The 14,551-nt window shown below is 37.3% G+C and carries 12 protein-coding genes; 3 read left to right on the top strand and 9 right to left on the bottom strand.

What is annotated here, in order from left to right; genetic code table 11:
* Positions 1–2: 2 nt before the first annotated feature.
* Positions 3–749, top strand: coding sequence for an amino acid ABC transporter ATP-binding protein (locus G7061_RS08065; RefSeq protein WP_166120351.1), 747 nt, complete (start codon positions 3–5; stop codon positions 747–749).
* Entirely contained in the window at positions 749–1,927 is a 1,179-nt protein-coding gene (locus G7061_RS08070) for a M20 family metallopeptidase (protein WP_166120354.1), read from the top strand. Before G7061_RS08065 ends, G7061_RS08070 begins: the two co-directional genes overlap by 1 nt.
* Before the next feature lie 34 nt (positions 1,928–1,961).
* On the opposite strand, the gene G7061_RS08075 is transcribed toward G7061_RS08070, so the two are convergent.
* The 8 genes from G7061_RS08075 to G7061_RS08110 form a co-directional block, all read right to left on the bottom strand.
* The gene (locus G7061_RS08075) at positions 1,962–2,819 is read right to left on the bottom strand and encodes a hypothetical protein (protein ID WP_166120357.1); all 858 of its coding nucleotides are present in this window, start codon (positions 2,817–2,819) and stop codon (positions 1,962–1,964) included.
* 11 nt (positions 2,820–2,830) lie between these two features.
* Positions 2,831–3,628 carry a GNAT family N-acetyltransferase gene (locus tag G7061_RS08080; protein WP_159646478.1) on the bottom strand — a complete coding sequence of 266 codons (798 nt, stop codon included), beginning with the start codon at positions 3,626–3,628 and terminating at the stop codon, positions 2,831–2,833.
* A 106-nt stretch (positions 3,629–3,734) separates the two neighbouring features.
* Positions 3,735–6,995, bottom strand: a complete 3,261-nt coding sequence (locus tag G7061_RS08085; protein WP_166120360.1) for a glycoside hydrolase domain-containing protein — start codon at positions 6,993–6,995, stop codon at positions 3,735–3,737.
* 172 nt (positions 6,996–7,167) lie between these two features.
* Positions 7,168–8,706, bottom strand: a complete 1,539-nt coding sequence (gene abc-f, locus G7061_RS08090) for a ribosomal protection-like ABC-F family protein (protein ID WP_166120363.1) — start codon at positions 8,704–8,706, stop codon at positions 7,168–7,170.
* A gap of 268 nt (positions 8,707–8,974) precedes the next feature.
* Positions 8,975–9,409, bottom strand: a complete 435-nt coding sequence (locus tag G7061_RS08095; protein WP_159641696.1) for a VOC family protein — start codon at positions 9,407–9,409, stop codon at positions 8,975–8,977.
* Positions 9,410–9,672: 263 nt separating this feature from the next.
* Positions 9,673–10,230, bottom strand: a complete 558-nt coding sequence (locus G7061_RS08100; protein WP_159641695.1) for an accessory gene regulator B family protein — start codon at positions 10,228–10,230, stop codon at positions 9,673–9,675.
* Positions 10,231–10,330: 100 nt separating this feature from the next.
* The gene (locus G7061_RS08105; protein ID WP_166120366.1) at positions 10,331–11,623 is read right to left on the bottom strand and encodes a GHKL domain-containing protein; all 1,293 of its coding nucleotides are present in this window, start codon (positions 11,621–11,623) and stop codon (positions 10,331–10,333) included.
* Positions 11,620–12,342 (bottom strand): LytTR family DNA-binding domain-containing protein, encoded by a 723-nt coding sequence (locus tag G7061_RS08110; protein ID WP_159633113.1) that lies wholly within the window; start codon positions 12,340–12,342, stop codon positions 11,620–11,622. The genes G7061_RS08105 and G7061_RS08110 overlap by 4 nt, the downstream gene beginning before the upstream one ends.
* A 208-nt stretch (positions 12,343–12,550) precedes the next feature.
* On the opposite strand from G7061_RS08110, the gene uvsE reads away from it, so the two are divergent.
* The gene (uvsE, locus tag G7061_RS08115) at positions 12,551–13,825 is read left to right on the top strand and encodes a UV DNA damage repair endonuclease UvsE (protein ID WP_166120369.1); all 1,275 of its coding nucleotides are present in this window, start codon (positions 12,551–12,553) and stop codon (positions 13,823–13,825) included.
* A 53-nt stretch (positions 13,826–13,878) separates the two neighbouring features.
* Here the strand turns inward: uvsE and G7061_RS08120 are convergent, their stop codons facing one another.
* Positions 13,879–14,550 carry an ABC transporter ATP-binding protein gene (locus G7061_RS08120; RefSeq protein ID WP_166083292.1) on the bottom strand — a complete coding sequence of 224 codons (672 nt, stop codon included), beginning with the start codon at positions 14,548–14,550 and terminating at the stop codon, positions 13,879–13,881.
* Position 14,551: the final 1 nt, after the last annotated feature.

Below are 14,551 nucleotides of genomic sequence, written 5' to 3' on the forward strand. Positions count from 1 at the left end.
TTATGACAGAAACACCATTGGTATCCATTCAAAATCTACATAAAAGTTTTGGATCCCTTGAGGTATTAAAAGGTGTCACGCTCGATGTCAATCGGGGTGATGTCGTATCCATTATTGGTTCATCAGGTTCAGGAAAATCGACATTGTTACGATGCATTAACGATTTGGAATCCTTTGATGATGGTGATGTCGCCATTGGTGGAACCTCAATTCGTCAATTAAAAGGACGCGAACTCAACACAAGCGTCGGGATTGTATTTCAAAACTTCAATCTTTTCAATAATTTAACAGTACTTGAGAACTGTGTTAAGCCACAAATGGTTGTCTTAAACCGTACACGTGAAGCTGCTGAGGCAACAGCCCTCGATTTACTTCGTAAAGTTGGTATGGAACAGTTTGCCAATAAAAATGCCATTCAACTATCAGGAGGACAAAAACAACGGGTTGCGATTGCACGTGCACTCGCGATGAATCCCAAAGTATTGTTATTTGATGAACCAACAAGTGCTCTTGATCCTGAGATGGTTGGTGAAGTATTACAAGTAATGAAAGATCTTGCCAATGAATCACTAACAATGATCGTTGTCACTCATGAAATGGGGTTTGCACGCGATGTTTCATCACACGTTGTCTTTATGGACAATGGCGTTGTGCTTGAATCCGGAACCCCTGAAGCAATTTTCAATAACCCTCAAGAAGTACGTACACAAGCTTTTTTAGCAAGATATAGAAACCAAGGAGCTCAATAATGACACATTCAAATATCAAAAAATATGCACATCAATTTTTGCCAGCAATGCAAGAGGCACGTCGCTTCTTCCACCAAAACCCCGAACTTGCACACGAAGAATATGAAACTCAAAAATATGTTCAACAAACACTTGATGCTTTAGGAATCGAGAATCATCAATTATTTGGTACCGGTGTCGTTGGACTTATTCAAGGTGCAAACCCTGGAAAAACTGTACTACTTCGTGCAGATATGGATGCTTTACCAATCCATGAAGAGGCAGATGTTCCCTATCGTTCAGGTATTGATGGAAAAATGCATGCTTGTGGCCATGACGGTCATACGGCCGGTCTTTTAGGAGCAGCGATGATTCTAAATGAAATGAAAGATTCTATTCATGGTAATGTTAAACTCATGTTTCAACCTGCTGAAGAAACAGATGGTGGTGCACAACCGATGATTGATGAAGGCATTCTTCTAAATCCAAACGTTGATGCTGCATTTGGTTTACATCTCGCGGGTGACGTAGAACATGGAAAACTCCAAGTCCGTTATGGTGCAATGTATGGAGCTCCTGATGAATTTGAAATCGTAATTCGTGGTCGTGGTGGTCATGCGGCGAGTCCAGAACAAACAATTGATCCAATCAGCATTGCAGTTCAGTTTATTCAAAACGCACAGCACATCCTTACACGCCGCATTGATCCAGTTAAACCTGCTGTCATCTCCTTCACAAAAATACATGCTGGTGATGGTTTAAATGTAATTCCAGAAGTATGCCGGATTGGCGGTACAATTCGAACATTATATCCAGATACACGAGCAATTGTGTCAGAAATGTTGGAACAAACTCTAAATGCATCCTGTGAACTACACGGTGCAACGTATGAATTCAGTTTCCTACCATCATATCCACCATTAATTAACAATCAAGAAATGACGGCTTTAGTTCAGGATAGCTTAAGTGGGTACTTTGGTGCTGACCAAGTTATTGAAAAAGAGTTCCCGACACTTGGTGCTGAGGACTTTGCATTCTTAACACTTGCAGTACCTGCATCCTATTATAATGTCGGCATCAACCGTGAGGGCTACGACGAGCCGGTTCATCACCATCCGAAATTTGCATGGGATGACGAAGTCTTAGAAGTCACAAGTGCTTCTTTAGCAACCGTAGCATTAGATTTCTTAAATCAGTAAATAAAAAGGGAAAGCGAGTCATTCGCCTTCCCTTTTAATTTTCATATACAACATCTTGGTATGTTGACGTTTTGGTAAAAATTATACCTGCAATCGCAACAACCACTAACACGCCAATAGTAATCAAATAAGGGGTGTTAGAAATTACTGATGATGAAACTTGAACTCCTAGTCGGGAAATCATTGATTTTGTGATCATCGTTGCAACAATATACGTTGGATACAACAAAATTGCTGATGCGATTGATGCTCCCACGATATATGGAATCCAGAAATAATGACGTTCTAACACAAAGAGTAACACCATTAATGCTATCAGAACACCGGTAGCAACACCAATGAGAAGTGGACTGTTTGAATTAAACCAGCGGGTTAATTCAAGCACTTGTTGTTGGCGAGGCGTTAGATTTTTGGTTACTTCAGTCAGAACCGTGTCATAGACCGTTTTCACATCATAACCAACAAGCACTGATTCCATTTCTGTTCGGATCGTTTCAGTCGTAATCGTTTGACCCGTTACTGCTTCAATTTCTTTCGAATAATTCCCAATGATTGCACTCATATTATCCAAAAGTTCTTTTTCATTAAAAGAAGAGGTTCCATTTAAAATGTCTTGGTACGCGCCACCGATTTGTTGGTTAATAGCCGCCTCAATTTCAGGATCTTTGGAAATCTGTTCAACAACCTGTGTGACTGTGTCCCGATATTCAACAGGAACATTTTGAAAGATTGGTTCGATGAGCTTGGTTGGTTCAAGTTTTTCGACAATTTCAGTTGTTGGAAACATCGTTTCTGGATTCTTAACAAGACTCTGAGCCGCTACAAGATTAACAAGCGCAACTGTCGTAATGACCATGATCATAACAATAAAAATACTCAATGCTTTTTTCATAGGATACTCCTTTAGATTGTCAATTCCATTTGATATTGATATGTATATGCATTAAATCCAAATAATTCCAACAACTTAATAACATCTTCGGCATACGTTTCAATATTGTTGATGGTTAGTGTTTCATACATATTTGATGCATTAAATAGTAATGCTTGTAATTGGTCAGGATGGGAATATCCAAAATGACGAATGGATCCGTTGTTGAGCATCGCTATAAAAGCAACGATTTCACCATTTTCTTGAATCGTGTAAATATTTTGATTTTGCGGTGTTCCAATATAATTAGCAAATGATGGATGATGATTCTCAAGATGACGTAACGACGATACATCCGACCCAAAGTCTAAATTCAATTCATACGGAGTCGTAGGTTTTGTCTTTACACTCCCTTTGTAGCAATTGTAAGTCGCTGTGACTTCAAATCCATTTTTCTTATAAGTTTTAATGGCATTGGTATTATCCTTCAGAACTTCTAACTGATATGTATCAATTCCAAACATATTAAAATAACTCAATGCTGCTTCAAACATCATCGTGTACAATCCTTGTTTTCGATAACGAGAAACGATTCCAGTCATCACATTGTAAGCTACTGCACCGTTCAAGGCATGGATTACAAAGCCAACAAGTTCTTCTTCATCATAGACTCCGAATGAATAATCTAAATTGGTATTTACACCTTCAAGTTTCGTTTTGAGGGTCTCTTGGGTGAATTCCATTGGTACTGGGTAATCTTGAAACGCTTCATTGATGGTTTTTACAAGTGATTCAAAATTCACATCACTTAACTGTTTTACTGCAATCATTCTTATACCTCACATTTAATTTATTTTACCATACCGGTCTATTTTTTCATAATTTATAACTCTTTGATACTGTAAAAAAAGAATCTCTTACGAGATTCTTTGAACGTTATGATTTTCTTCGGCGTTTTGAAATCATGACGATTCCAATTCCTCCAAGGAGTATGATGCTACCATACATCATAAACGTATTACTAATTCCTGTTTTTGGTAGTTCTGTTCCCTCACCTGGATTCGTAGGTTCAACTGGGGTTACAGGATCCACCGGATCGACTGGATCAACTGGATCCGTTGGATTAATAACTGTTACAGTGAATTCTTTTGTTGTCAGCACCTGGAGGTCTTGCGAGAGGATAGACGCTGTAACAGCGACATCTCCCGTCACATTATCCAACAACAGGTTTTTGACATCAAGTGTCACAGGCATCGTATGAGTACCGGTAACTTCACTTGTTACTACACCTTCAATTGCAAGTGTTGTCGCAAGATATGACTCAAGACTACCGCCCTTAATGAGTTCCTGAAGTTTCGCTTTTGAAAGTGATATTTTACTATCATTCATTTTAATAGCATATGTGCGTGTGCTGTCATAGAGCGTTACTGGAATTGTCTTAGTTGTATTTGATGCCCCATATTCAACAGTTGCAACAACTTCAACACTTCCTTCTTGAACAGCATTCTTGACACTATCTAAATTCATAACGACACGTTCTGTAATATCTTCATTAACTGTGACTGTACCATTTGGTAATGTTTCGCGATATTCAGCCTTCACAAAATCACTTGGAACAACTTGCTCGCGATCTTTCAAGTCAACAGAATGTTTAAGATCAGTAATGATGATTTCACGAACTGTATTTTCTTGTTCAATATATTTTCGAGATATGTCATTGATACCTGCGCGCATGCGTTGTACTTCAGCATCAATAAAATCTTTATCAGCTTGACTTGAAGCGACAGCCGCACCATAACCGTTTCCTTTTCCATAACGGCGACCAATAGATTGAATTAATGTATCAATTTCTTCGGACAACGTTGGATCAAGACTCTTTAAGTAACGTGCTTTCGTAACATCACGTGTTCCTTCTTTAAGTTTTTCATAGCGTGGTGTTGTATATGGTACAGTTGAATCTTGACCTTTTTCTCTTGGATATACAAAGAATGGATCACCACTTTCCCAATACCAATGGCTAATGTCTTCTAATGGATTCGCAACCCATGCATCAAAAGCCCATCTCATAAATCCATCCACACCATGAGATTCTGCATACCACATTGTCCATGCACTCTCACCAGGATTGCTGAATGCAAAACTACTTGGATAGTCACCAACGCATGTATAGATCGTTGTTGTTAGCCCTAAACTACGGCGGTGTTCTGAGAGTTCTCGAAGTTCGTTACTATCGTGATTCGTATGGCCAAGATTAATTGAAATATCATCAATCTTATCAAGAATATCTGCTGAGACAGAGTTATAGTTCATCGCTCCATGAATTTTTAGTGTTTTACCATCTTTATTTGGATGATTTTGGATAATATCGATGACTGGTTGCATTGTCGACAATGGGCGTTCGTCCATTGCAATATATGTCTTTTCAAACCACCCTTTAGAATCTAAATGTTCGACATAACTGACCAAAAATTCATCCCAAAGCTTATTCCAAAGCTCGGAACCTGGTGCAGGTTTTACTTGAACTTCTTTGCCTTGTGCTTCATCAAAATAGAATATTCTATTTTCCCAAGGAATCATTGAAAAACTCTTAATATGTCTATCGATACCAAGACTCATTGCCAATTCGACATACTTATCGAAGTGCTCATAATCAAATGTCATGGTTCCGTCTACAGATTTTGTCCATTTTATCATGGATGGGTATTTATCTGTTGTCTGTTGGTTCCATGGATCCTCAACAATCGTAACAGTGATGGTATCGCCACCACTTTCTTTGTATGATTTCAACTGATTGGTGAGTACTTCCATATGATATGGACCAAACAAATCGTCTGCTTCAATACCATAGTATCGTGCTGATGTATATGGGTATTGCCAGATATCCATTCCAAAATCATACGCTTCAGTACTATTCAAGTCTGGGACAACTAAATCCAGAACTTCAAATGAATAAGCTAATTCAATGGTTTCTGTCATTGAATCATCATTTAGTTGAATGGTTCCCGTATACGTACCTGGTTTTGTGGATTCTGGAATTTCAATTGAAACCCAAAGCGGTTGAACACGTTCTGCTGCAACATTCATTGGTAATGTTGTATGAATAACATCAGGAACCATTTCTTTTGGTCCTGTTGGTACACTTCCCCAATTAAAACCACGTCCAATATATGCATTTGTTTCTTTAAGTCCTTTTATAGATATATTTTCGTTTGAAAATGTATCTGTTCCATTTGAAAAGTCAGAAACTGTCGCATCAAGACCTTCAATTGCACTGCTTCGTGTAGTTACAACGATTGATGATGATAGTACATCATTACGCCATGCTGTATCATGGTATGACTTATTCGTTCCATTTTTTATTGCGTTGTAATCACTTTGTAAGTAATGACGGTTACTGTCTCCTACGAAAGCATTGAATGTACGTGTATCATGAATAATTTCGTATGTAACTGATTGGATCAAGTCTGTGTTAGGAATAGTTGCTGTAATTGTTACTGTTCCCGGTGCGACTCCTGTCACTTTACCTTGTGCATCGACAGTTGCAATTTCAGGATTTGAACTTTCCCACTCGATTGTTTTATTAGTAGCATAGAATGGCTTTACGGTAGCATCTACAATCTCAGTTTGACCTTTATCAAGAACTTCGTTGCTTTGAATTAAATCAAGTGATTCTGGATTGATGGCTTTGTGATAAACTCTAAAAAAGTCAATCTCACCGCTGTTGGCACTTGCTTGCGGATTTTTATCCCCTGTTACTGTAAGTTTTAATGTATGAGGACCTTCATCTAAGTCTGCGATGGTTCCGAGTACTTGTTGGTCCATTTTGGTTGGCGCATAAGCGTCAAAGCGGACAGAATCTAGATCATCAACTTGTACTTCATAGATTCCATGATTTGGTGCTTTTGTTGCGACAACATCAATTTTATTCCCAATAAAATTAACTTCTAAATAAGGTTTGTCACCGGGTTTAAGATTGACCCAATGCTCATCACCATTACTAAAGCGATCAGGATAACCGGTACTTTGTGACCAGCCTCCTGTATATTTAACTTGGAATTGTCCCTCACCAACTGATGAGTCTTCTATTTTAGTTTCAAAATCTGTAACGACTTCTGCATGCAGATCATTCGTTACGAACGGAAAAATTGCTAAGCATAGTAAAACTACTAAAAACTTTTGAATTCTTTTTTTCAACATATGTCCTCCCTATTAACACTTTATTGAATAAATAGTAATCAGTTTTTCCTCTTACAGTTCTTAGTATAGCGAGTCACAAAATTTATGTAAGTGCTTTCTTCGTTTGTGTAAACAAAGTGTTAATTTGTACAACGTTATTTTAATCACAAGAAAAAGAGAGCATGGCTCTCTTCTAAATTTCGATATTTTTGACATTAAGTCGTCGTAAAAAATAACGATCATGACTTACGACAATGAGTGTTCCTTGGTATTGCATGAGCACATCTTCAAGGATTTCACAGCTTTGAATATCGAGGTGATTAGTCGGCTCATCAAGCACAATCAAGTTATGTTTACGATGCATAATCTCCATCAGTTTAATACGTACTTTTTCGCCACCGCTAAGGTAACGAATTGGTTTATACACGTCACTTTGGTAAAACCCGAATTGCGCAAGCATACGTCGGGCATCAAACTCACTCAAGCTTAACGAGCGTTGCGTAAAGCTTAAAATCCGTTCATTATCATCTTCAAAGACATGTTGTTGTGGCAGGTAACCAATTGATACACTTTCGCCAATTTTCAGGGTTCCGCCCAACGCCGGAATTTCACCCATTATCGTTTTTATAAGTGTGCTCTTTCCAGTACCATTTGCACCTAAAAGTGCAACTCGCTCTTGCCAAAGAATATTCAAATTCTTCGGATTACCCAGCGGATGTGTATACCCAACATCAAGTGCTTGAGCAACAAGAACTTGTTTTCCACTACGATTTTTTAGATCAAAACTCAAATTCAATTTTCGTTCAAGTTCTTCTGGCTTTGGTAATTTCTCCATTTTTTCAAGACGTTTTTCAATTGCCTTCGCACGTTTAAAGAAGTCTTCATTATCACTTTCGTGACCCCATTGGCGATATCGTCGTATCGCTAATTTGAGTTTTTGAATTATTTTTTGCTGGGCCTCATAATCGAGGACGAGACGTGCAAACCGCTCTTTCTTTTGAATTTGGAAACTATCATAATTACCATGGTAGGTCACGATACTCCCATCTTCTATATCATGAATTACAGCAACAACTTGATTCAGAAACTCGCGATCATGGGACACAATGATTAATGTTTTACGTAGAAATTTACAATAATTCTCAAGCCATTGGATTCCATCATAATCAAGGTGATTCGTTGGTTCATCCAAACACAGTACATCTACATTTGAGACTAACAATTTGACGAGCTCTATTCTCGTTTTTTGTCCTCCACTAAGCTCATTATAGTCCCGTTCCAAAACATTACTGATTGCAAGACCTGTAGCGATGCGTTGAATATCATTACCCACTTGATAGCCACCTTGTGCTTCAAATTGATGGGTTACTCTTTCATACTTTTCAAGATCCAAATCGAGATCATCACTAGTTGCAAATCCCTGTTCAAGGATTTGCATTCTTCGTTCTAACTCCAGAAGTTCACCAAATTGATCCATAACATACGCATGGGCAGTACCTTCAAACCTTGGAAATTGTTGATTCATATATCCCACTTTGATATCTTTCGGTACGATACGTTGACCTTCTTGATAGTTTTCAAGACCTGCTATTATTTTGAGGAGTGTAGATTTACCACTTCCATTTTCACCGACAATCGCGATATGATCTCCTAATTTTACTTCGAGGTCACACGCCTCAAGAATTGCTTCATCAGCATAGATTTTTGTTATATTATTTAAGTTTATTTTCATATTTATCCTTCTTTCTTAAAGAAGGGTAAGAAAAAAGCCTAGCGTAAACTAGGCCATGATAATGACTGTTCTTACACTTCTTTCAATTAAATTGGACGCACTCGTCCCTTTGTTATTGAAAGAGTTGTAAAAGTAACTGTACGACTAAAAGCATCAAAGTACTTGATGGTATCATTATTGTTATTAATATTTTTAATCATACAGATGGACACAGTCATCACCTCCTTATTTTTTTATAGTTTAGCACGAAATCTGATTAATGTAAATATCACTCAAAAACCTCTGCTAGAATATCATCTCGCATCGCATCGGCAACGTGCTCGTGTTGCTCGTGAAGCATCCAAAGATACCCAAACGGGTCTTTGAACAACGAATTGCTTACACCATAATCCAACATCGGTGTTACAGCTTGCAATTCCACACATCCATTCCTAAGCGCATTATGATGGGTTTGCATGATATTTGGCACTGTTACATTAAACCAAATTGTCGCTTGAATTTCTCCAGATGGTGCTATTAGACCATACTCAGCATTTTCATCAAGCATATGAAATTTCATACCATAGATTGTGAAGATTGCTTCATTACTGCCTTGAGGGAAATTGGTTACTTCGAGGATATCCACCTCGAAAATCTTTCGATATGTTTCCAGTGCATTCAAGCTATCTGATACAACAAAATTTATTTCGATATCTTGTGTCATTGTTTGCCTCCTTTTACAAAATTATAACATGGTATTTTTTTGTTTCATCCTTGAAAACGCAAAAGGATGGCAATCACACCATCCTTTTGAATTAATATTATAGAGTTTCTACTTTTTTGGTCTGTAGAACGCCCAGATAGAAAGAGTTGTGGATCGCTCTGCGAGACCCAACAACGCATTAATGAAGAACTTCATTGCTCTCCTCCTTTGGTTTTAAAACAGCGCCAAATGAACGTGATGTTAATACCGCGGATAACGAAACATTATGCGTTTTCGTTTATCATTTCAACATTGAAATAGGATGTAGAAGCAATCACTAGGGTAACGACACTCGAGAAAACAGTTAGTTGAGATGGCGCGAGAATACTAGTTAATAAGAGTACACAGTTTAACACATAGAAGAAATAATCAAATTTATCACTGTGTTTCTCTGGGTCGTCATTTCCCAATACATTGGTATAGTATACAATTAAACAATTTAAGAGCACCAAATATATTCCCCAATACATTTGGACTTCTGCTGCAATCACATACGATAATACCAGAGCAAGTAAGTACGTACCGAATGTCATCATGAAGCAGGACATAAATGTTTTTGCATGATAGCGATCACGAAGACTACGTGAAACAATGAATATCGAGAAGAAAATCATTGTCTCGGTAAATCTATGGATGGCAATCCCAAATACTAAAATTGAAAGAAGTGTAATAGCATTAGAGATTACGACCTCTAATCCATACCGCAAATCTTCAATTTGACTTGCTTCTATATAGCCTAATTTACAAAACGATTTGCTAATCATTCGTGAAATGTATTCCATGGCATACCCCCACCGAATCTATAATACGTCCAAACGAACTTTGTTTAAAGATTTTTGGTTTATATCGTCGTTTTCATTGCTTAAGTTGTCAATTTTGTTGTTATTTATTTGAAAGTGGAATGAGAGTTTTAAATTGAAACGTATCCCCTTCGCTCGTAAACATTGCTCTTCCATCTAATGATCTTACAGCATCCAAGATATTATCAACTCCAAGCCCTACTCGTTTTCCAGATTTGTTAATTGGTTTCCCATCAACCATTGTGACTGGATGTGATAGCTTGTTCGCAATATAGATTTTTATATACTGATGATTTTCGCTAATTACAATTTGGATTTCTTTTGGATCTTGTGCACACAGCAGTGTTTCATTTATTGCATTATCAATCGCATTCCCTAGAATGATTGTTAGTTTATCATGCGGAATCGCAAAGCGACCATCGTCATGACGTACCTTAAAGCGAATGTTCGGGTAAGACGATATTTTCGAATTTAAAACTGCATTAATCGTGAGATTGTTGGTATTAACATAGGACTTAAGTTCAGGCAAAGCGTGTAGCGTCTTAATATATCGAATGGATTCGTCATTCATGTCATTTTCTATAAAACTTTGAAGCGTAATCAGATGATTTTTTAAGTCATGCTTGAGCTTTGCTGTTTCTATTTTGTCTTGAACACTTTGAATATACGCCTCATTTTTTTGGTTGGCTTCAAATAACGCTGATTCCATGAGCATGCGCTCATTTTTTTCTTTAAAGTATCGTGTAATCAACGCGAGAATAAGTGCAAAGCTTACGACATAAGTGAGTGTCATTAAAATAATGATATTTTCAATATGGGTTAGTGCATTGATAAATAAATAATCATAGAGGAGTACAAGAACGATAAACGAGACACCTAGATACTGTGCAATGCCGATTAGATTTTCGCGGCGTGTCTGCGTTGGTAAAAGCGTCGTGCTCAGAATAATACCGATAATTAACATCACTAGCTTGATCATCAGTGCTACGACAACCCAAACACTAAATTGTTGTAGGAGTTCGGCATAGGATATGTTAAAAATCCATGATGCAAGGGATGTTACTAACAAAGTTACAATTCCACTTAGCACATAATAGCCAAAGACTGCAAAAATTCTTTTGGTATTACTCCCCTCATATAACACAAATGCGTAACTGAGCATCAGCAGTAGTGAAAAAATTGTGCCTTCATTCGAGTAAAGGGTATTCGTTGCGAAGTATAATAAACCTGCAGATAGAATTGCTACAATTGCTTTAAACGGTGTTGGAATGTCTTTTTTAGTTGCGAGTTTACTGCAGTAGAAGTCAAGTAATATAATATCCACAAAACATAACATCACTTCAATGCCAGTACGTAGGATTATGTCGAGTGTCATAGGGTATCTCCCAACATGAGATATTCTGTATAAACGCGAATGATATCTTTATATCGCCCTCGTGATATGCTAATTTCTTTATCAAATGAGCGCATTTCTAGGCTCTTAGATGACACCGAATCAACATGAAGTAAATTGATTATAGTACCACTATTTGGTCGCACAAAAAAACGTGAATCCAAACGTTTGTATATATCTGTTAAAGATGCATTGATCACTTTAATTTTGTGTGATTCCGTATAGACATAAGGGTGACGATCGATGTATTCGATAATTATAATGTCATCCACATCTACTTGAATTTCTTTATTGTTGGTTTTGAGTGATATTTTCTTACTTTTTGACTTAACAAACACGTCTCGTATTTCTTCAATAGCTTGAATCAACTCTTGAGCAACATCTTCTTTCATGATGTATTTATGAACATTTAGACCGAACGCATCTTTCATATAATGAACATAGGATGTTAGAAAAATTATTTTTGTTGCGTGTTCGGTTTGTTGGATTTGCTTTGCCAGCGATACGCCATCCAAACCAGGCATCTCAATATCTAGAATTGCTAAATTATAAATGATTAATGGTGAACGATTAATATAGGCTTCTGACGACTCATATGTGTCAATTGTAGCAATATTAAGAGTGTCGGATGATTCTGAAATTAACCGAAATACTTGATCTCTAAATTGTAGGTTATCATCAACAATCGCAATTTTAAACATTGAGCGCTCCTTTATTCATTTTATTTAAGTTTCTATATTGTGAATATTATTTCACAGTTTGTTTTATTGTATCACATTTTATCTAAATTGAGTATTCACACCGAATGCCGATTGCATATAAACTGTGCTAGATTATTGAGGCTTTCCGTCATTGCATGGAGTGAATCTTTACGATATTATTGAATTAATTAAGATACGAGGTCTACTAATGATAAACACACCCAAAATTGGATATGCGAGTTTAAATATCGATACGCATGCGCGGTTCCGAACCTGTCGTAAAGACGACCTCACAGAGTCACTATTGCGTGATTTAATTCGCGATAATTTGGATACTTTAAATGCAATGCTCGATTATAACATTAAGCAAAAGAATTATTTCTTCAGAATTTCTTCTTCACTTATTCCTTTTGGTTCATCACCCCTAAATACCCTTGATTGGGCCCATGAGTTTTCAGATTATTTCGCCAATCTTCGTACAAAGATACAAACGCATCAGATCCGAATTTCCTGTCACCCTGGGCAATATACAGTACTCAACGCTCAAAATGAGGCGGTAGTTGCCGCTTCCATCGAAGATTTGTGGTATCATACACACCTTATGGAACTGTTATCGGGAAACCCTAATCATAAAATAATTCTTCATGTTGGTGGTGTTTATGGCGATAAACAAGCTGCGATGAATCGTTTCATTGATGTTTACAATCACCGTTTGCCAGAAGCTATTAAAAAGTTTTTGGCGATTGAAAATGATGATCGCCTCTATTCGGTAGCTGACATACTCTATCTCTCGAAAATGACGGGGGTACCGCTAATTTATGATAACCTTCATCATCTCATCAACCCTTCTTTAGACTCGCTCGCTCCTCATGAAATTGTTGCTCAAGTCATCGATACATGGAAAGTCAATGATGGAACACCGAAAGTCCACTACAGTCAACAAGCCTACAACAAGCGACCGGGAGCCCATACTGATACCATCAACTTAGATCAATTCATTGATGACTATGAGCTTTTATATTCACAATTTGACCTTGATATTATGTTGGAAGTCAAAGATAAGAACCGTTCATTTATGAAAGTAAATCAATACTTTAACCCATCTCAATTAGTACTAGAACAAGAGTGGGGTCGCTATAAATATTTAATCATGTCTTATTCAACACACGCATACAACGAACTTCGTCTACTGTTTAGAGAAAATAAAATCGTTAATCCTGTAGCATTTTATCGTGTTGTTGATCAAACACTTTCAGGTCCTACTACAATTGGAACTCAAATCAATGCTTTGGAACATGCGTGGGGATATTTTAAACATCATGCTTCCTCTACAGAACAAAAGCGTTTCTTCTCCTACTTGGACGGATTAAGAGCGGAAACGGTTACGATTCAATCTATCACAAAATTCCTGTATAAACTTGCCGTGAAGTATCAAAGTTCATACTTACGCGAATCTTACTTCTTAGTCTCATCGACTACCTAATAAAAAACTCAACAGAGCCAAATCTATCTTAAGGTCCGGCTCTGTTGAGTTTTTTATTGGTTTACCACTATATCCTCGATGACTTTACCATCTTTGAGCTTAATGCGATGATTACATTGCGATGCTATTCCTTCATCATGGGTCACAATAACAAGTGTTAATCCATTTTGATTTAACGATTTAAATATTTTCATTAGATTGGCACCATTCTCACTATCCAAGGCACCCGTAGGCTCATCAGCCAAGATAACATCAGGATCATTGATGAGAGCTCGCGCAATCGCAACACGCTGACGCTCACCGCCTGAGAGCTCATAAGGATATTTGTTTGCTTTCTCGTCCATTCCGAGTTGTTTTAGAATAACAAGTGCTTTCGCTACGTCTTTTTTACGTTTCATCGGTAATAGGACATTTTTGAGTACAGTCATTGTTGAAATAAGTCCAAAATTTTGTACGATGTACCCAATGTTTTTATTTCGATATGATGCCATTTGTTTATCTTTAAATTCAGACATATTTTCTTGTTTAAATAAAATACTTCCCTGTGTCAATGGGATAAGTCCGGCAAGTAGATTCAAAAGTGTACTCTTCCCTGACCCAGATTTTCCTACGATTGCGACCATTTCGCCCTTGTTTATTGTTAGGTTAATGCCATCTAACGCTATTCCTCTAGCAGCGTTTTTACCATACACTTTTTCCAAGCGTCTAACTTCATAAATTTTCATA

The organism is Erysipelothrix sp. HDW6B, assembly GCF_011301115.1.
GTDB lineage: Bacteria > Bacillota_I > Bacilli_A > Erysipelotrichales > Erysipelotrichaceae > Erysipelothrix > Erysipelothrix anatis.

Bases quoted from the DNA above. Each gene is read 5' to 3' on its own strand.
- G7061_RS08105 (WP_166120366.1), bottom strand. From the start codon at position 11,623: ATGACACTCGACATAATCCTACGTACTGGCATTGAAGTGATGTTATGT.
- G7061_RS08100 (WP_159641695.1), bottom strand. From the start codon at position 10,230: ATGGAATACATTTCACGAATGATTAGCAAATCGTTTTGTAAATTAGGC.
- uvsE (WP_166120369.1), top strand. From the start codon at position 12,551: ATGATAAACACACCCAAAATTGGATATGCGAGTTTAAATATCGATACG.
- G7061_RS08070 (WP_166120354.1), top strand. From the start codon at position 749: ATGACACATTCAAATATCAAAAAATATGCACATCAATTTTTGCCAGCA.
- G7061_RS08110 (WP_159633113.1), bottom strand. From the start codon at position 12,342: ATGTTTAAAATTGCGATTGTTGATGATAACCTACAATTTAGAGATCAA.
- G7061_RS08085 (WP_166120360.1), bottom strand. From the start codon at position 6,995: ATGTTGAAAAAAAGAATTCAAAAGTTTTTAGTAGTTTTACTATGCTTA.
- G7061_RS08095 (WP_159641696.1), bottom strand. From the start codon at position 9,409: ATGACACAAGATATCGAAATAAATTTTGTTGTATCAGATAGCTTGAAT.
- abc-f (WP_166120363.1), bottom strand. From the start codon at position 8,706: ATGAAAATAAACTTAAATAATATAACAAAAATCTATGCTGATGAAGCA.
- G7061_RS08080 (WP_159646478.1), bottom strand. From the start codon at position 3,628: ATGATTGCAGTAAAACAGTTAAGTGATGTGAATTTTGAATCACTTGTA.
- G7061_RS08120 (WP_166083292.1), bottom strand. From the start codon at position 14,550: ATGAAAATTTATGAAGTTAGACGCTTGGAAAAAGTGTATGGTAAAAAC.
- G7061_RS08065 (WP_166120351.1), top strand. From the start codon at position 3: ATGACAGAAACACCATTGGTATCCATTCAAAATCTACATAAAAGTTTT.
- G7061_RS08075 (WP_166120357.1), bottom strand. From the start codon at position 2,819: ATGAAAAAAGCATTGAGTATTTTTATTGTTATGATCATGGTCATTACG.